The organism is Bacillus sp. 3255 (assembly GCF_031456485.1).
Lineage (GTDB): Bacteria > Bacillota > Bacilli > Paenibacillales > NBRC-103111 > Paenibacillus_E.
The window spans coordinates 42,667-60,500 of the sequence record NZ_JAVDUS010000007.1; the positions used below are offsets into that span (position 1 = coordinate 42,667).

Consider the following 17,834-nt stretch of genomic DNA (forward strand, 5'->3'; position numbering starts at 1 on the left):
CCGGTCTCTGTGGAGGCGGCAGTTGCTGCGGAAACAAGTCTAGCTTACAGCTGTGAAGGGGAATGGCTCAATATACATGTTTTTGCTGCATATACGCAATCCGAATATCCGCACAGCGCGGGGGCTGTTAACTGATCGAAATCATGTATATTGTTCTAGCGCCTGGCAGCCGAGTAAGATGAGCTTAATTTATGGAGAAAGGAAGTGACAAAGATTCATCAAACATTCCCAACTTAGTGCCAGACATCAGAAGTCAGCTTCAAGCGACGGAAAGTTAGGCCAACAAATCGAGCTTTAAGAAAGGAGCCTTTTATGTTAATGAGTAAATTTCGTTTATTGAAAGCGCTTATATTGGTTCTGGCTATGGTAGTCCATGTAGCGGCATTGCCAAGCCAACCTGTCTATGCGGCGGATGAGTACGACACATTGCGTGCGAAAATTTATGATTTTACGACCGGAGGCACGACCTACGATATAGCGGATCCGGACATCAGCGTTAAAATCGCCAATATTACGAATCTTGCTCAAACGAACTGGGATACGATGAATAAGAGTACCGGAAGGACGTACCTATGGAGTGATTTGGCAACGACAACGGAATCGGAGCATGTTTCCCAAAGCTATCAACGCTTAGAAGCGATGACGCTTGCTTATGTAACGAGAGGTTCGACGCTTCAAAACAACGCCACTTTGCGGGCGGATATCATTAGTGCCATGGATTGGATGTATACCAACAGATATAATACCAGCATTCCAAAAAGAGGTTATGACAATTGGTTTGACTGGCAGGTCACCTCACCGCTTGTGATTAATAACATCACGATTTGGTTATACGACAGTTTAACAGCAGCGCAGATTAGCAATTGGCATGCTGTCATCGACCATCAAGCGCTTGCATGGGGGGCCGGATTAACCGGGGCCAATCGTGTATGGGCTTGCTACATTAAAATCACGAGCGGGATTATCGTCAAGAACAGCGCCAAAATAATAGAGGGCAGAGATCAGCTTAGCTCGGTCTTTGATTATGTGACTTCCGGAGAAGGGGTCTACAGCGACGGTTCCTTTCTTCAACACACCGCTCTCATTCCCTATAACGGGGGATATGGCACCGCTTTGCTCGATAATTTGACAAAGTTGATGTATGTCGTAGCTGGGTCCTCTTGGGATATCGTAGATCCGGATGTGAGTAACATATATCAATGGATTTATACGGCTTTTGAACCGCTATATTATAATAACTCCATGTTTGATAATGTCAGAGGAAGAGGTATTGCTGGATTTAGAGACGATGATAAAGGATTAACTTCTATAAAAGCGATTGGGCCTGCCGTGGTTCGGATGGCACTGTCCGCACCGAATGCCAACGATCGGGCAGCCTATAAATCGATGGTCAAAAAGTGGCTGCTGGAGGCCACTTCGCCTACGAAGTATGCGGATTTGGTTATGATGAGCGACATCGTACAAGCTAAGCAAATCGAGGGTGATGCATCCGTAATACCAAGAGCGCCTCTGATTATGAACAAACAATACCCGAATATGGCTAGAGTTGTACACCATAGACCGGGATTTGCATTTGGCGTCAGCATGTCTTCCAATAAAATCGGGAATTATGAGCTTATCAATGGTGTCAATTTAAGAGGTTGGCATACCGGGGACGGGATGACCTATCTGTATAATTCGGATTTGGAGCAATATAAAGATTCCTTCTGGCCGACGGTCAACAGCTATCGCATGCCGGGTACGACCGTTAATCAGAATACGACAGCTGCTGCTAATGTCAAAAATCCGAATAGTTGGGTCGGGGGCACAGAGGTTGCAGGCTTGTACGGAGCAACAGGCATGCAATACACGGCCAATGGCTACAATCTCACAGCGAAGAAATCCTGGTTTATGTTTGATGATGAAATTGTAAATCTTGGCGCCGGTATTACGTCTACGGATAATAAGGTTGTCGAAACTATTGTTGATAACCGCAAGCTGAACAGTAGCGGAAACAATGCGCTCACGGTCAACGGTGCAGCTAAATCCACAGCACTCGGATGGAGCGAGACGATGACTGGCATAAATCGCATCCATTTGGCCGGAAGTGTAACCGGTTCGGATGTCGGCTACTATTTCCCTGCAACAACAACGATTAAGGGATTGCGTGAAGCGCGAACAGACCAATGGTCGAGCATCAACCAATACAATCTTGGTCCCGAGTATACGACGAATTTTACACGTAACTACATGAATCTATGGTTCGATCATGGGACGAATCCGACGAACTCAGGGTATGCGTATGTACTGCTGCCGAACAAAACGAGTGGAGAAGTGGATACGTATGCGGCTAACCCGGACATCACAGTCGTTGAGAATTCAGGCGATGCACAGGCTGTGAAGGAAAACTCATTGGGCGTGCTGGGTATTAACTTCTGGAATGATGCGGTAAAAACCGTGAGCGGTATTACAAGCAACAAAAAGGCGTCCGTCATGGTACGTACGAGCGAGAACGGAACTGAAGTTTCCGTATCCGACCCAACATTGGCCAATACAGGCACCATTCAAGTTACACTTACGCAAAATCTCGGACCGGTGGCTTACAAGGACTCCCGGATTACAGTCAGCACAAGCAACGGCACGACTACCCTCACCGTTAATGTGAACGGCGCCGGCGGGAAAAGTATTAAGGCGTTTTTTGCAACGCCTATTGCCGGCCAGGTTACCGGCTACACGGTGAACGAAGATTTTGACAGTATGATGCCGGGGGCGTTGACCGGGCAAAATGGCTGGATCTATAATAACGGCGGCGTGGCGCAGAATACCGTTGTTGTGCAGCCGGAGAACAGCAATAACACGGAAAAATCGTTAAAAATAACGACAGTCTCAACAAGCGGAAGTGCTGAAGCGTATCGTCTCTTTCATGCGCCTCAAGGCGGCTACATTACTGCAGAGGCTACCGTAACGGCTGACGACAGCAATTGGAAAAATGCCTTAATCATAGCGGACAGCAGCTTAACTGCCAATAACAATGCGGCTCAATTGGTTATGCAAAGCGGCAAAATTTGGGGTTATAACGGTTCTGTCAAAACCGATGTTATGACGGGAATAACCAATGGTCAGCCTTATCGTCTAAAAGTAGTAATCAATACATCTACAAAAAAATATGATGTATACGTTAACGATGCGCTGCTCGCCACGAACTGGGACTACCGATACGCGGGAGCGAACACGCTCGACAAGTTCTCGGCCTCTATCGCCGGCAACGCCAGCTCGATGAGTGTGGACGATGTGAAAGTTTCGTATAAGCCGCTTACGCTAACCTCCCTCATCGACGAGAACTTTGATGGCCTCACGCTCGGCAATCTAAATGGGCAAGGCAGTTGGGTGTTCGATAACGGCGGTGTTGCGGGGAATACCGGGGTTGTACAGATGGTGAGCGGATCGGCTGCGAACAAGGCTGTCAAATTGACAACAACGTCCCCCTCCGGCAAAGCCGAGGCGTATCAAGTATTTACAGCACCGGAAGGCAGCACTGTCATCGCAGAAACGACCGTAACCGCCGATGACAACAATTGGAAGAACGCCTTGATCGTCGCAGATAGCAGCGTCGCTTCGAACAGCAGTGCAGCCCATCTCATTATGCAGAACGGCAGAATCTGGGGCTATAACGGTAGTACCCAAACGAACGTGTTGACTTCGATCACGAACGGAGAACCATACCGTCTTAAAGTGGTGATCGACACAGCAATGAAAAAGTTTGATGTTTATGTAAACGGCGAGCTGCGAGGCTCCCAGTGGAACTATCGTTACTCCGGGTTGACCAAGGTCGACAAACTGAGCACATCAATCGGCGGCAACGCCAGCTCGATGAGCGTAGATGATGCCAAAGTGAGCTATAATCCATAAGGCTGGCAGATAGGCTCCCCTTCTCAATGAAGAGGAGCTTTTTTGCATGTTCATCCAGCAAAGAAATGTAGATTGATGAGGCCGATCGAAATCGGTATGTTAAGGTTTAGTATGAAGGTGACATGCGAAGAGACGGGAAAACCTCCATTTGTTATTGTTTACCGTTGCAAGTTCAATTTAAGTGCCGCTCTTCGCCTAAGGACACATGTAATTAGCTCCCCCCGCCAGTTAGATCAACCAGAAACTGAAATCAACTTCACTAAAAACGTCGGCGTGAAACGGTGACCGCGTTACGCTAACGGGCAGCATACTTCGAATTTATTGATCTTCTTTATGTTCTGGCAGGCCGTGGTGCTGTGACTCGGAGCAGAATGAAACGGACTAGCGTAACACGCTAGTCCGTTTCAGTTTGTTCATTTTTCTCCTTTTTGATATGCTTTCGCTCTACATGGGCCACTCCCCATTGATGTAAGGTTTCCAAAATCGGAGACAGGCTCATGCCGTATTCCGTGATGGAGTATTCTACTTTAGGCGGTATTTGCGGATAAATGACTCGTTTAACGATTTCTTCTTCTTCCAATTCGCGCAGATGGAGCGTAAGCATCCTTTGAGTGATATCGGGCAGCAATCTTCTTAGCTCATTGAACCGCAAAGGTTTACCTTGAAGCAAATGATAAAGGATAATCGGCTTCCATTTGCCGACGATCGAATCCAGCGCCACAACGAATTGACATTGGACAGGATTTTTTTGCATACGTAGGCCTCCAATACAGTACCTTTTTTAATACTATAGCACATTAATGTGCGTACTTAAAATAAGTAAGTATATATAATATGATTATCCTTGAAAGCATAATTATTCTAATTACAGAAGGGAAGTTTTGATTTATGGCAAGCGTATTGTACATCACCGCACACCCTCTCGATCCCCAATCATCGTATAGCCTCGCTGTAGGCAAAGAGTTTATCGAAGCGTACCGCGAGGCAAATCCGAAAGATGAAGTTGTTCATTTGGATCTCTACAAAGAGAATATTCCACAATTTGATGCTGATGTTTTAAGAGGTTGGGAAAAGCTTCGGTCGGGTTCATCTTTCGATCAACTGACTGATGCTGAGAAGTCAAAAGTGGCTCGTCTTGAGGCGGTTGTTGATCAATTCGTGGCTGCAGATAAGTATGTATATGTTTCCCCGATGTGGAATTTCATGATCCCACCGGTTTTGAAAGCATACACTGATGCGACTTCAATTCCGGGTAAGACTTTTAGATATACTGAAAACGGCCCTGAAGGTCTGTTGAACGGTAAGAAAGCCTTACACATTCAAGCTAGTGGTTCTGTTTATTCGGAAGGTCCTTTTGCTCCACTTGAAATGGGATACAACTATCTGAATAAGGTGTTACAGTTCTATGGGATTCAATCTATTGAGGCAATTTTTGTAGAAGGAACGGCATTAAAATCACAAGAGCAAGCTCCAGCTATTAAAGAAAAAGCAATTGCACATGCTAAGGAAGTTGCCAAACGTTTCTAATAGGGGGATCGTTCTCAAACCGGAATCCATAAGAGCAAATCACCAAAAGTGAAGTAATGCTTCGAAACTGATTCCGGTTACTTTCGGGGAGCCCCCATTATCTACAGGAAACCAGGTTGCGTATATTTCCTAAAAATAAAAAGTCTGAGGCTGCCGGCAATGCACGGCAGCCTTTCGTTCACCTAACGGGAGTTTGGAGTCAGGAAAGTGAATGGGGACTACCGAAGAACTTATCATCATATCAGGCGATGGTCACTTGTGGATTGCTTTAGATTACCGCAATTGCAACGATGAACCTCCAGTAAAATATATTGAGAGTGATGGTGGATTCACTATTGAGCTGGCTAATAACTTCAACTCATTTCTAACGGGTTTATGTAATTGGGAATATGAAGATTAAAAGATTTATTTTTTGTGCTAACGGGGAACGATAGCTGAATAGTGCGCCTAGCAAAGCTAGGCACAACTAGTTGGTGAAAGTCCAACCGAGGTAGGGACCAAGCCACCTCGTAGCTAGCAGGCATCTGGTGGGGAGATCCTAAGGATGAAGCCCTGTGAAAACCCCCAACTGGGGTGAAGCAAAACTGCAGGCTGTAACATAAAGTGAATCCTGCCGCATCGACATATCGAACCCGAAAGGGACAAGAGGGAGCCGAACCCCGTATTCTACGGTGAAGACCACGGAACGCGTGAAGAACTTGGAAAAGCAGCGCGGAAGAATCCTCCGGTGTATGGGGAACAGCATGTAGTAACAGTTGTGTCTGGAACTAGGGAGACCCTACCTCGCACGACAGCGTCGTAAAGCGCGAACCTATAAGCCCGGAGGGTGAAGTGGTAAGCGGCGAGAAGGGAGTCGGAGAGGGTGGTAGTACCTATGAACGCAGGACAACATAACCTGCGGAAGGAAAGCACCCTTACTTTGTTTATGGGTAACAATGGAGGTAAGAGCGAGTGAATGCAGTGAAATCTGCTAACTACACCAAAGTCAAAGTTCAAGAACTCCAAAGGACCCTCTACCTTGCGGCTAAGGCAAGTAACAAGCGCAGATTTCATGCTCTGTACGACAAAGTGTACCGGACAGATGTCATGTGGGAAGCATGGAAAAGGGTCAAAGCAAATCGAGGAAGCGCCGGTATCGACGGTGTGACTATTCAGCACATTGTACAGGAGTATGGAGAAGAGCGATTCGTGATGGAAGTACAACGCCAGCTAGTGGAAAACCTCTACCGTCCTAAGCCGGTTCGGAGGAAGGATATACCGAAGGGCGATGGTAAAACACGTCCGCTCGGAATACCATCATTCAAGATAGACTGGTACAAATGGCAACGAAAATCGTCCTTGAGGCAATATTCGAGACGGATTTCAAGGATTGCTCGTTTGGGTTCCGACCGAAGCGAAGCGCGAAACAGGCGATCGAGCGAATACACAAGACAGTGAACTATGGGAGAGTGTACTGGGTGGTTGATGTAGACATCGCCGGTTACTTTAACAATATCCCACATGACAAATTGCTCAAACTCGTGGAACAACGGGTGAGTGACCGAAGAGTGTTGAAACTTATTCGACAGTGGTTGAAAGCCGGTGTCATGGAAGATGGACAGGTTCATAACACGGAGATCGGAAGCCCTCAGGGTGGAGTCATTTCACCGCTGCTCGCGAACATCTACCTGAACTATCTCGATACGCTATGGGAAAAGCAATTTTCCCATATTGGTACATTGGTGCGATATGCGGATGATCTAGTTATCTTATGTAAAAATAAACCCCACGCTATGGAAGCCATTCAGGTGCTTAAGGCAGTTTTCAGGAAGCTGGAATTGACAATGAACACAGATAAGTCCAAGCTTGTTAACCTGTGGCTGGATAAAGAGGGATTCGACTTTCTCAGATTCCATCAACGCCGCATGCCGAAATTATTTAAGTCAGGGAAATTCTATGACCTGCGAAGTATTCCATCCAAAAAGGCGATGAAGAAGATGCGTGACAAAGTAAAGGAAGTAACAGCGCCACGTGCGCGACTTTACTGGTCGCCAAAGCAAATGGTAGACAAGCTCAATCCCATTATAGAAGGATGGAAGAACTATTATGGTAGTGTAGATCCTGGCATGTCGAACAAATTTCTATTAAAAGTGGACTGGCATATTATTCGTAGACTGACACTGTACTGGAACAAAAAGCACAAGCGAAACCAACTGCATCCGAGGAGGGTCGCCGAGGTATTTGGCCGTATGGGCTTGAAACAAGTAAGCGCTTGGGGCAGCTATACTGCCCAAGGTGAAGAACATCGGAAAGCCGTATGCGGGAAAACCGCTCGTACGGTTTGATGAGGGAGGACTGGGAAACCAGTCCCCTACTCTACAAGACACCGCGGCAGCCGGCCATAATGATCGGCTGCCTTTTCCACGCTAACGAGCAGGTTAGTTGCAACGACGATGTTATACTTGGATTAGTAATTAAGTTGACCATAGCTGCAGCCGTGCTTCCAGTATCTTAGTCATCTGTTCGACCATCTCTTCTGGCGTATACGGCATGGATTCGACGATCCACCACTCAATCAACCCCGTAACGGAAATGGATAAGAATTGCGCCATCACATCTCGATGGATACCTGTTTCAAGATTCATGTAGTTCACCACCACGGTAATATTTCCCTTAATGAACTGTGTCATACGATGTCTGAAAGTTGGAATGCCTTTGTTGGTCATCAACACGCGGTAGATCGATGCATGTTCCTTCAGATACGTGAACGCACGAATTAGCTGCTCCCGGGATAGTTCAGTGGCTACTCCTTCCTCCTGTAAACAGCTGTCAACAAGCATCATCAGATAAGTCTCCACGCTCTGTTCTAGCAGGTCATATTTGTCTGTGAAATGCAAATAGACTGTTCCGCGGTTGACATTGGCCCGATCCGCAATCCCTTGAATGGTGATCTTCTCAAAATCCTGCTCCTCCAACAACCCGATGAACGCTTGCATAATCATTTGTCTTGATCGCTCGATGCGTCGATCCATGTTTTTCCCCTCATTCTTGAACATATCCAGCTTTCGTTGTTCATTTCTCAACAAAAGCAGTTACGATTAGCCATTGCGCTTGCTTTAGTTCCAATGATACCTTGATTGTAGTACACAGGTGTTATATATTCAACATCTGTTAATTGCATGGGGAGGGGACTATATTGAACATACTTGTGTACGGAGCAGGTGTGCAGGGAAGCTATTTAGCGCACGTCCTAGTACGGGGCGGTCATGATGTGACCGTGTTGGCAAGAGGAAAGCGAGCGGAGGAACTGGAAAAGAAAGGAGTGGTCATCCGGCATTACTTTCAGCGCAAGACAACCTTCGATCCGGTTCGTGTGATTCGTACCCTTGAGCCGGGTGACTTGTATGACTTGATCTTCGTCATGATGAAATATTCGGACTTTGGGGCTGTGCTGTCGATCCTTGCGAACAACGATAGCCGCAATATTATACTGGTTGGCAACAATATGGATACCTATGCTATGCAGGACTATTTGAAGGTTGGACGGTCACCCAAGCAGGTCGCATTTGGATTCCAGACTACCGCTGGTACTCGTGCCGATGGGCAAGTCATTTGCATCCGTGGCGGCCACGGGCAGATGGTCATCGGGGGATTGAACGGCCCCATTCCGTTCCGCTCCCTGCTGGAGCAGGCATTCAAGCGAACCAAGTACAAGCTCAACTATCATGATCAGATCGATGCCTGGCTTAAAAATCACATGGTGTTAGTCGTGCCCATGAACATGGTCATTCTGTTCCATGGCTTCCAAATGAAACAGGTTGTTCGTGACGGCAAGAGATTGCGTCAGTTGGTGGCGGCTATGAGGGAGGGCTTTCACGTACTGGATTCATTGGGTTACCCGCTGACCCCGGTGGGTCAAGCATCTTGGATTATCAGGTATCCACGCTTAGTTCGCTGGGCCCTAATGCTTTTCTTCTTGCTCCCGGTTAGTCGGTTGATTGATGGGACGGATGTGGAGCTTAATGCGTTGAATTACACATTCGCCGAGTTGAGGACCAGGTCGGATGTGCCTATGCCGAACTGGGATGCTTTGGAGGCGGAGCGGATTATCCAATCGTAGTTGCTGCGATTTGCTCCCCCGCTATTGGAGGAGGAATCGAATAGATACAAGATGTTAATTAGAAAAAATTCGTGATGCTCAAAGAAAAGAAAAGTATACCGATTCGAAGTCAGCCCCTAAAAAACACGATTTAACTATCGGGAACGTTAGTGGAAAGTTAAGGGAGCAGTTCGCCGCGGCCGGCAGCAGTTCTCTTCATTAAACTAAAGGGCAATATAGTAGAGCAAATCACATATGGTTTTTTTGAAGTGTTTCTTATGCTAAATTTGAACCGATTGCAGAAGGATAGAAAGGAGAAAGATTATGAATAGTAGGTTGCTTGAAGTATTTATATCTATTGTGCTTGGCTTCTTTTCAGGAATATTACTAAGTGGTAACGGGATACATATTGAAGAAAGCGGCATTCATATTTTACTCGGATGCATCTTCTGGATAAACGTCTTCATGTATTTAAGAAGTAAATAAACGTTGTTGAATTAACGAAAGAACGTTAGTTCAAGTGTACCCGTCATCTTTTGTCGTGCTATCACCAAAACAGTTTTATCTTTGAGCAATATATTAGGTTTTTTAATTTGGAATACGCGATGGGGTGGTTTTTATATACTCCAATATTCAAGCGAAAATTTTAAGTGATGCTGAAATAAATTGAGTGCCTACCCACTTAAGATAAGAAACAAGCCCCTTATTATTGGGGGCTTGATGATAAGTAGCAAATTTTATATTATAGCGAATAGACTACTTTTCATGGAATTCAACAAATTCCTTTATTCATGCTCTTGCTCAGAAATATTTGTGGAACCAGTAGTCTGAGCTTGTGTAGCTTTAGCTGAGGTGGCTGCTTGATTACTAGCTGGTTGAGATTGTGATACTGCATTACTAGCTGAGGTGGCAGATTGATTACTAGCTGATTGAGACTGTGATACTGCATTACTAGCTTGATTATTTGCTTGATTTGATTGTTGGGTAGCCATTTGTGACTCCTTTTTAAATATTTATTTGAACTGGAAAACAGCACATATTTAATATTCACAACAAGTTACTCATTTATTATCATTTCCCATCATTTGTGTTGATTCAATGTTTAGCAACTTCGGCGGTAACGATTATAACTGAATGGAAAGAAAAGGCTTTTAGGCATATAGAATTAGGAAATGGATTAGAGCTTTGGAAAGAAGCAGGTATAATTTCGTTATTAAGAAGAAAGTTAGCTCTCAGTAACTTCAAGAAGAAATTGTTGCAAACAAAATGCATACTTGATACAAGTCCAATTAACGAAGAAGATCTCAGGGAATACCGATTTGATCCGCAGAATCAAAATTATTATGTTTATGAAATCACTTTTTCTTCTGGTAAAAAGTTAGTTGGCAATACAGCACATAAGGAACAATGAGCAATGTTTTTTGAACAAAATCCATTGAAATAGAATAATCTTGAGAAAATAGTGTCCCAGAACTTAAAGCCTTACGAAATATAAGGGTTAGAATCAAACGTGAATATATGTCACATGCCTCGTTGAACTAACTGTGAAGATAATGTAATAAGCAAGGGGCTGGTCAAGTTCTGTTTATTGATAACAGCGCAGTGATTCAGGAACAAGCGGCTGTGAGGACTCGTTATACGAGGGCTACGAACTAAAGAGGTGTTAGGGGGAACAACACGATCACATGATGCAGAACTCGAATTACAAACGTGAATGCGGACGAGGAGGAGTCGACTAATGGGTGAGAAGATGCACGACGACGAAATAGAAATTGATGAGGCTCTCGTTCGCCGACTGCTTGTCGCCCAGTTTCCCCACTGGGCAGGACTGTCCCTGCGACGAATCGAGCCTGCTGGCACAGAGAACGCCGTCTTTAGGCTAGGCGACGAATTTTCTGTTCGGCTCTCGCGGCGGGAGGGGCCTTCGACACCAGATAGCCGCGAGTTTATTTGGCTGCCTAAGCTGGCGCCATTGGTTCCACTTGAAATCCCCGTACCTATCGCTCAGGGACAACCGAATTTTGAATATCCGTGGTTTTGGGAGATCCATACGTGGGTTGAAGGCGAGACTGTACCGATAGAGGAGATTGATGCGATTCAGGTTGCGCGTGATCTTGCGGCGTTCGTTGGAACGCTGCAACAACTCGATCCATCGGGCGGGCCGCCGGGCCGCGGCATTCCTTTAGCTCAACTGGATGAGGAGTTCCGCTACTGGCTGGCGCGGTTCGATGGCGATCCCTCGGTGTCTGCTGTGTGGGAATCGGCGCTTGCTGCGCCTACGTGGAAAGGCCCGCCGGTTTGGCATCACGGTGATCTTGACGCGCGTAACTGGCTCGTGCGAAATAAACGTATCACCGGTGTGATCGATTGGGCTACAATGGGCATTGGCGATCCTGCATGCGATGTCATGGTCGCTTGGAAGTTACACTCGCCGGCGGCCCGTGATGCGTTCCGTGAATATCTTCCGACGGACGACGCTACGTGGGCAAGAGCCCGCGGATGGGTCGTTTCTCAGGCAGTGGGCGTACTGGCTTACTACACGCCGGAAAACAATCCAGTTCTGTATCAGGAGGCGAGATCCTGGCTCGATCTAGTACTATCAGAGTAATACTTGATTAAGAAAAGAATCAGTAACTTCTAACGCTCATTGAACTATCGAGGAACTATAGCTTAATAAAACACCGCGGCAGCCGGCCATGACGATCGGCTGCTTTTTCCACGCTAACGGGCAGAATAGTTCCAAATCGATGAATGAAAAAGTTTCTATTCGTTCAACTTAACGGAGAATATTACAATAGCGACTTGATACGCTTCAATTGGAACGATCGTTTCCTAAAGTATTGACAGTGAGTCTTATTTGAGATAGCATACGTAACAGGGGATGATGAGTAATGTCCAGACTAAAAACATTTCAGATAGAAGAGACAATCGATAAGGCAATTGATGTTTTTCGAGAAAAAGGTTACCAGGGTACATCCATGCAGGATTTGGTCAGTGCATTGTCTCTAAATCGGAGCAGCATATACCAGACATTCCGAAGTAAAGAAGACTTGTATTTAGTGGCACTTGATCGCTATGGGGAGAAAACGAGCGACATTACTGCCATCTTATATGAACCTGGTACTTGTAAAGAAGTGCTATTGAGGTTTTTCAATAAATTGTTTGAACATAATAGTGTTAGAACTTGCTTACTAATCTATGCATCCTTGGAAATGAGTGAGCATCCTGAAGTTCGAGCAAGAGTTAGTACGAATAACAACTTAAGAGAAAGAGCTTTCTTTCAATTACTTACACGCGGGCTTGCCAATGGCGAAATAAAAGGTAAACCCAATTTACGTGATCTTTCTCAATACCTTGTAAACGTTACGAATGGAATAACCATCACCTCCGCGTCTGCAGATCGAAAAACATTGGATACCATTTTAGAGACCTCCCTTTATTTTTTACGATAATTTTTTTTGTTCTGATTTGGAACGATCATTCCCCTAAGATCACATGTAAATCACATTAAAAGGAGACTAAATATCATGAATTCATATTTCTTAAATGGAAAAACGGCATTTGTTACGGGCGGTTCTCGCGGTATTGGGGCACAGATTGTTAAAAGGTTGGTTAAAGACGGCGCGGCTGTAGCGTTCACGTATGCCAATTCAGCTGAGAAAGCTGATGAATTGGTTAAGAGCATTGAGGCAAATGGTGGGAGAGCTCTGGCCATTAGAGCCAATAGTGAAAATGCCGACTCGGTGAAGTCAGCCGTTGCCGAAGCGATTAAAACTTTCGGTCATTTAAATATACTGGTTAATAATGCAGGGATCCTTGATGTTAAACCATATGACCAATTTACAATGGAAGAGTTCGACCGCACGGTTGCTGTTAATGTTAGAGCAGTTTTTGCTGCCGTTCAAGCAGCCGGTCCCCAAATGCAGAGTGGTGACAGAATCATTACGATAGGCAGTGTAAATGCTGACGTAAGCGGTTTTCCCGGAATGAGTTTATATAGCATGTCCAAAGCCGCAGTCGCCGCTATGACTCGCGGTCTTGCCAGGGATCTAGCACCGCAAGGGGTAACAGTTAATAATATTCAGCCTGGTCCGGTTGATACCGATATGAATCCTGCTGAAGGCTCTATGGCATCCATGTTAAAGAATATGATGGCTCTTGGCCGCTATGGTACAGCAAATGACATCGCTAGCCTGGTTATGTTCTTATCCAGCCCGGAAGCAAGCTATATTACCGGTGCGTCGCTTGATATTAACGGAGGCTTTATGATTTAACCTTTGGAGGTAAGGGTATGCGTAGCTTACACTTATTTTTATTTTCGCTTTGAAAAGGATAGGATAAGGGAAAGCTGAACCATACCACAAGTAGGCGAAAATCAGATAAATAAAGATCAGGTCTAAGACACCCGCGTGTCCTGGACTTGATTTTTATCCAGCCTCCCGCCGCGTTTAACCCCTTTCCGCGAAATCAGGGTACTGTCCCTTGTCCCGCGAGCAACCCTTTGTGCTTTCCGATTGGTATGATTAATATTCAATTGGTGGCGGATAATTGGGCAACTGTAGTTTTTTTAAAATCGGCTTGACCTGGAGCATACTCCAGGGATTAAAGTTAGGATGAACAGCAACATTGTATCCTTGTTAGGAGGTCTTCAAACTGTTACCTGGACAGACCTGTACCATTGCCGAAGCCGCGGAAATGACCAGACTTAGTGTTGATACGCTTCGCTATTACGAGAAAATTGGACTGATCACTTCTCCACAACGCGGTCCCGGCGGGCAACGAATGTACAGAAGTGAAGATGTGGGGAAGATCCAATTTGTTACTTATCTCAAGCGAACGAACATGCCACTTAAAAAAATCCTAGCCTACGTTCAATTCTATAACGAACAGGATGAAGACTCTTGCTATGCATTGCTCGATGAACATCGTGCGTCAATCGAGTGGCAGTTGACCGAACTGAACACAACACTTCAGTTGATCGAGTACAAGCTTGAACATTTTCAGGAAGTTAAAGACAGAAAAGAAAAGGAAGGTGCATTATGATGGATAAAGCAAATTTGGAAAGGACACCTCAGTGGCCGCTCAATACCGGTTACGGACCGCGTACCACTGCAGAGGAAGTGATCGGTAATCTCGACTTGAATGGAAAAACGGCTATTGTCACGGGCGGTTATGCCGGTCTCGGACTTGAAGTTTCCCGAGTGCTTGCCAAGGCTGGCGCTCGTATTATCGTCCCAGCGAGATCGCTGCAAAAAGCGGAAGCCGCTGTAGCATCTATTCCGGGAGTGGAACTGGCGGAATTGGATCTGGCTGATCCCGCCTCCATTGATCGGTTTGCCCATTCGTTCGTAAGATCTGGGCGTCCGTTGCACATCTTGGTGAACTGTGCCGGTATTATGGCTACTTCGGAGCAACGCGATGGTAGAGGGTACGAATTGCAGTTCGCCACAAACCATTTGGGACACTTTCAGCTTACGGCAAGGCTGTGGCCAGCGTTGGAACGTGCAAATGGCGCGCGTGTCGTCTCTGTTTCTTCAGGCGGACACCGATTGGGTGGCATCAACTTCGAAGATCCGAATTTTTGGAGCCAGCCCTACGATAAATGGAAGGCATACGGGCAATCGAAAACAGCGAATGCACTCTTTGCTCAAGAGTTGGATAAGAAGGGGGCCGCTCACCATGTACGGGCTTTCTCGGTTCACCCCGGCACCATTGTAACCGATCTGTCTCGCCATTTGTCCGATGACGAGATGAAGGCCATGGGGGCGCTTGACGAACTGGGACAGCGTACTTTTACTAAAATGACGTCAGAACATAAGACGATTCCTGAAGGAGCGGCCACGATCGTTTGGTGTGCCGTAAGTAAGCAGTTGGACGGCAAGGGTGGCGTTTATTGTCAGAATGTTGACATTGCTCCACCGGTGCCCAAGGACCGAATCCATGAGCCCGGCATACCCGGTGTATGCCCGTGGGCAATGGACATTCAAGCAGCCGAGCGGCTCTGGCAACTGAGTGAGAAACTGACGGGAGCCTCATTTCAAATCTGAATTGTCAGAGCATCACGCGTCGGAGGATTGTAGATTTGTCAAGGCATGCTTCGTCGCTTTAAACCCCTATTCCCGCTGTGAAGGACGCCTAATCAAGGTGTCCTTCATTTCGCTCTATAGATGGTACGCTGAACCGTATCACATTTATGTGGTAAATCGTGGATGGTTGATTAAGCTAACTGGGAACGATAGTGCAAAAATAAGGGACAGATCGCCGCGATAGGCAGCTATCCCTTGTTTCATTGAAGTAACGGGCAGAAGAGTTGAATTGAAGTCTACGTATCGGCTTAATTCCCCTGTTTCTTCACCTTCTGCTAATTCCAATTCTAACGATGGCTTATCGGTTTTCCTTGCGCTCCGTTCGATATAGCTTCCCATGTCTCCCAAGTGGCTAAACGATCGGCATAGGTTCCGCGCACCAAAGGCAAGACCCCAGCGCCTACCGCAAACCGTAGAGGTGGGTCCTCGGCATCTACGATTTGAAGAATCGCTTCAGCCGTCGCCTTCGGATCGCCTCGTTCTTCGGTCGATAAACGAATGGACACCCGATTTCGAAGTTCAGCGTAGGCTTCCAATACCTGTGATGTCTTCATGGACAAGGGGCTTCCAAAGTCGGTAGCAAAGGCGCCCGGCTCGAGCAACGTGACCTTAATGCCGAAGCCCTTAACCTCTTGAGCGAGGCTATCGTGCAGTGCTTCGACGGCCCATTTGGAAGCGCAATAGAAGCCAATGAGCGGCGCCGCAACAATACCCATAGCGCTTGAGACGCCTAGAATGTGCCCGCTGCCCTGTAGTCGAAGCAGAGGTAGGGCAGCTTGGATGACACGAAGCGTGCCAAAGTAATTGGCGTCAAATAGTTCGCGGACGTCGGATTCGTCAGCCTCCTCAGTCGTGCCAACCAACGTGTAACCGGCATTGTTTAGGACGACGTCCAGCCTGCCGAAATGCGCGTGAGCCTGCTGAACGACAAGCTCGACCTGACGGGAATCCGTTACATCGAGCGCTAGGGGGAGAACAGCGTCTCCAAAACGTTCCTTAAGATCGACGATGCTTTCCGGTGTACGAGCGGTCGCGGCAACCTTATCCCCGCGAGAGAGTGCGGCCTCGGCCCAAATGCGCCCTAATCCGCGAGAGGCTCCTGTAATGAACCAGATTTTTTTTTCCATTGTATTCTCCTCCAATACAGATCCTGTGTGTAGTTTCGTTCCTCTCTAATGTTACGGCTTATTAGCTTGATACGGAATTTCAAATATGTTAGCATGGCATTAACTTATGGTTTATACAAAAGGAGAGTCTTTCCTGAATGATTGAGCAACTGAAGACTTTTGTTCAAGTGGCGGAGTCCGGAAGCTTCTCTAAGGCAGCTGAAAAGCTTTTTATTTCTTCAACAGCTGTGATGAAGCAAATGAATTTGTTGGAAAAGCAAGCCGGAGTCCCACTTTTTATCCGTACCAACCACGGTGTCAGGCTCACAAAAGCAGGAATATCTTTTATTAAAGATGCAGAATTTATGCTGCAGTATTTTCAAGAATCTCTTATCCGTATGCATCAGTCCGCACAGAACAATCGGCATATAGTTCGGGTGGGCACTTCTATGCTTAACCCCTGTAATGTTTTGATTGATTTGTGGAATGGAATTAGCGACCTATACCCGCAATTCGGAATAAACATCGTACATTTCGAAGATGACGCACATACACTCCCAACCACTTACCGCATGATTGGCCAATCACTCGATATCATTGCGGGGCCATTTCTTACAGATAACTTGAAGGATTACTACCGTGTGCTTGAACTGGGAAGTTATCGCGTTTGCTTTGCCGTATCTCGGCAACATAGGCTAGCTTCAAGAAAAACACTCTCTGTCAAAGATTTGCATGGGGAAAGATTGGCTGTAGTGAACGGTGGGGAAAGTGCCGTCATTCATGATATACGTGATTTCCTGAAAATGAATCATCCTCAAATACGAATTAAGGATGTTCCGCGTCTCTATGATCTTGATGTGTTTAATCGCTGCGAGGAAAGTAATACGGTTATGCTAACATTGGAGGCCTGGGCAGATATTCATCCATCCTTGGTGACGATCCCTAGTGATTTAGATTTCGAGGTTCCATATGGTTTGATATATCCATTACATCCATCCAAGGAAGTTGATCAATTCTTAGAAATTATAAAAGAAATGCCAGGTAATGTTATACCTAAGGTTGAGTGATGTCGAGGCGCACAGTGTACTAACGGGACACGATAGCTGAGCATGAACATTAACAGGCAACCGCATACCAATAAGAAGGAGT

At 46.2% G+C, this 17,834-nt stretch carries 17 protein-coding genes; 13 read left to right on the plus strand and 4 right to left on the minus strand.

The genetic code is table 11. The features are described 5' to 3' along the window. Positions 1–318: 318 nt before the first annotated feature. On the plus strand, positions 319–3,888 hold the full coding sequence (locus tag J2X61_RS12455; RefSeq protein ID WP_310188110.1) for a polysaccharide lyase 8 family protein: 3,570 nt from the start codon (positions 319–321) through the stop codon (positions 3,886–3,888). Between the two features lie 394 nt (positions 3,889–4,282). Here J2X61_RS12455 and J2X61_RS12460 read toward each other — a convergent pair whose 3' ends face one another. Then, positions 4,283–4,642 (minus strand): winged helix-turn-helix transcriptional regulator, encoded by a 360-nt coding sequence (locus tag J2X61_RS12460; protein ID WP_274470408.1) that lies wholly within the window; start codon positions 4,640–4,642, stop codon positions 4,283–4,285. A gap of 134 nt (positions 4,643–4,776) precedes the next feature. Between J2X61_RS12460 and J2X61_RS12465 the strand changes: the two genes are divergently transcribed. The 4 genes from J2X61_RS12465 (at position 4,777) to ltrA (ending at position 7,739) form a co-directional block, all read left to right on the plus strand. Further along, positions 4,777–5,415 carry an NAD(P)H-dependent oxidoreductase gene (locus J2X61_RS12465; RefSeq protein ID WP_274470406.1) on the plus strand — a complete coding sequence of 213 codons (639 nt, stop codon included), beginning with the start codon at positions 4,777–4,779 and terminating at the stop codon, positions 5,413–5,415. Positions 5,416–5,626: 211 nt separating this feature from the next. Next, positions 5,627–5,815, plus strand: coding sequence for an SMI1/KNR4 family protein (locus tag J2X61_RS12470; protein ID WP_274470405.1), 189 nt, complete (start codon positions 5,627–5,629; stop codon positions 5,813–5,815). Between the two features lie 551 nt (positions 5,816–6,366). Further along, entirely contained in the window at positions 6,367–6,852 is a 486-nt protein-coding gene (locus J2X61_RS12475; RefSeq protein ID WP_310188354.1) for a hypothetical protein, read from the plus strand. Then, entirely contained in the window at positions 6,735–7,739 is a 1,005-nt protein-coding gene (gene ltrA, locus J2X61_RS12480; RefSeq protein ID WP_310188112.1) for a group II intron reverse transcriptase/maturase, read from the plus strand. The genes J2X61_RS12475 and ltrA overlap by 118 nt, the downstream gene beginning before the upstream one ends. A gap of 129 nt (positions 7,740–7,868) precedes the next feature. Here the strand turns inward: ltrA and J2X61_RS12485 are convergent, their stop codons facing one another. Continuing rightward, on the minus strand, positions 7,869–8,426 hold the full coding sequence (locus J2X61_RS12485; RefSeq protein WP_274470401.1) for a TetR/AcrR family transcriptional regulator: 558 nt from the start codon (positions 8,424–8,426) through the stop codon (positions 7,869–7,871). A gap of 164 nt (positions 8,427–8,590) precedes the next feature. On the opposite strand from J2X61_RS12485, the gene J2X61_RS12490 reads away from it, so the two are divergent. Next, a complete protein-coding gene (locus J2X61_RS12490) occupies positions 8,591–9,514 on the plus strand; it encodes a ketopantoate reductase family protein (RefSeq protein WP_274470400.1) in 924 nt (307 codons plus the stop codon). Positions 9,515–10,278: 764 nt separating this feature from the next. Here J2X61_RS12490 and J2X61_RS12495 read toward each other — a convergent pair. Then, a complete protein-coding gene (locus tag J2X61_RS12495; RefSeq protein ID WP_274470399.1) occupies positions 10,279–10,485 on the minus strand; it encodes a hypothetical protein in 207 nt (68 codons plus the stop codon). A gap of 98 nt (positions 10,486–10,583) precedes the next feature. On the opposite strand from J2X61_RS12495, the gene J2X61_RS12500 reads away from it, so the two are divergent. From J2X61_RS12500 to J2X61_RS12525, 6 genes are all read left to right on the plus strand, one after another. Continuing rightward, complete coding sequence (locus tag J2X61_RS12500) at positions 10,584–10,904, plus strand: hypothetical protein (protein ID WP_310188114.1); 321 nt, start codon at positions 10,584–10,586, stop codon at positions 10,902–10,904. Between the two features lie 327 nt (positions 10,905–11,231). Then, entirely contained in the window at positions 11,232–12,101 is an 870-nt protein-coding gene (locus J2X61_RS12505; protein ID WP_310188116.1) for an aminoglycoside phosphotransferase family protein, read from the plus strand. 283 nt (positions 12,102–12,384) lie between these two features. Then, positions 12,385–12,945 carry a TetR/AcrR family transcriptional regulator gene (locus tag J2X61_RS12510; protein ID WP_274470393.1) on the plus strand — a complete coding sequence of 187 codons (561 nt, stop codon included), beginning with the start codon at positions 12,385–12,387 and terminating at the stop codon, positions 12,943–12,945. A 75-nt stretch (positions 12,946–13,020) separates the two neighbouring features. Then, positions 13,021–13,767, plus strand: a complete 747-nt coding sequence (locus J2X61_RS12515) for a 3-oxoacyl-ACP reductase family protein (RefSeq protein ID WP_310188119.1) — start codon at positions 13,021–13,023, stop codon at positions 13,765–13,767. A 403-nt stretch (positions 13,768–14,170) separates the two neighbouring features. Next, complete coding sequence (locus J2X61_RS12520; RefSeq protein WP_310188330.1) at positions 14,171–14,536, plus strand: MerR family transcriptional regulator; 366 nt, start codon at positions 14,171–14,173, stop codon at positions 14,534–14,536. Further along, positions 14,536–15,540 carry an oxidoreductase gene (locus J2X61_RS12525; RefSeq protein WP_310188332.1) on the plus strand — a complete coding sequence of 335 codons (1,005 nt, stop codon included), beginning with the start codon at positions 14,536–14,538 and terminating at the stop codon, positions 15,538–15,540. Before J2X61_RS12520 ends, J2X61_RS12525 begins: the two co-directional genes overlap by 1 nt. 326 nt (positions 15,541–15,866) lie before the next feature. On the opposite strand, the gene J2X61_RS12530 is transcribed toward J2X61_RS12525, so the two are convergent. After that, complete coding sequence (locus tag J2X61_RS12530; RefSeq protein WP_310188121.1) at positions 15,867–16,706, minus strand: SDR family NAD(P)-dependent oxidoreductase; 840 nt, start codon at positions 16,704–16,706, stop codon at positions 15,867–15,869. Positions 16,707–16,843: 137 nt separating this feature from the next. Between J2X61_RS12530 and J2X61_RS12535 the strand changes: the two genes are divergently transcribed. Continuing rightward, complete coding sequence (locus J2X61_RS12535; RefSeq protein WP_310188123.1) at positions 16,844–17,752, plus strand: LysR family transcriptional regulator; 909 nt, start codon at positions 16,844–16,846, stop codon at positions 17,750–17,752. The last annotated feature ends 82 nt before the right edge of the window (positions 17,753–17,834 follow it).

Coding starts and splice junctions, on each gene's coding strand:
- J2X61_RS12455 (WP_310188110.1), top strand. CDS start 319: ATGAGTAAATTTCGTTTATTGAAAGCGCTTATATTGGTTCTGGCTATG.
- J2X61_RS12460 (WP_274470408.1), bottom strand. CDS start 4,642: ATGCAAAAAAATCCTGTCCAATGTCAATTCGTTGTGGCGCTGGATTCG.
- J2X61_RS12465 (WP_274470406.1), top strand. CDS start 4,777: ATGGCAAGCGTATTGTACATCACCGCACACCCTCTCGATCCCCAATCA.
- J2X61_RS12470 (WP_274470405.1), top strand. CDS start 5,627: ATGGGGACTACCGAAGAACTTATCATCATATCAGGCGATGGTCACTTG.
- ltrA (WP_310188112.1), top strand. CDS start 6,735: ATGGCAACGAAAATCGTCCTTGAGGCAATATTCGAGACGGATTTCAAG.
- J2X61_RS12485 (WP_274470401.1), bottom strand. CDS start 8,426: ATGGATCGACGCATCGAGCGATCAAGACAAATGATTATGCAAGCGTTC.
- J2X61_RS12495 (WP_274470399.1), bottom strand. CDS start 10,485: ATGGCTACCCAACAATCAAATCAAGCAAATAATCAAGCTAGTAATGCA.
- J2X61_RS12505 (WP_310188116.1), top strand. CDS start 11,232: ATGGGTGAGAAGATGCACGACGACGAAATAGAAATTGATGAGGCTCTC.
- J2X61_RS12510 (WP_274470393.1), top strand. CDS start 12,385: ATGTCCAGACTAAAAACATTTCAGATAGAAGAGACAATCGATAAGGCA.
- J2X61_RS12515 (WP_310188119.1), top strand. CDS start 13,021: ATGAATTCATATTTCTTAAATGGAAAAACGGCATTTGTTACGGGCGGT.
- J2X61_RS12525 (WP_310188332.1), top strand. CDS start 14,536: ATGGATAAAGCAAATTTGGAAAGGACACCTCAGTGGCCGCTCAATACC.
- J2X61_RS12530 (WP_310188121.1), bottom strand. CDS start 16,706: ATGGAAAAAAAAATCTGGTTCATTACAGGAGCCTCTCGCGGATTAGGG.
- J2X61_RS12535 (WP_310188123.1), top strand. CDS start 16,844: ATGATTGAGCAACTGAAGACTTTTGTTCAAGTGGCGGAGTCCGGAAGC.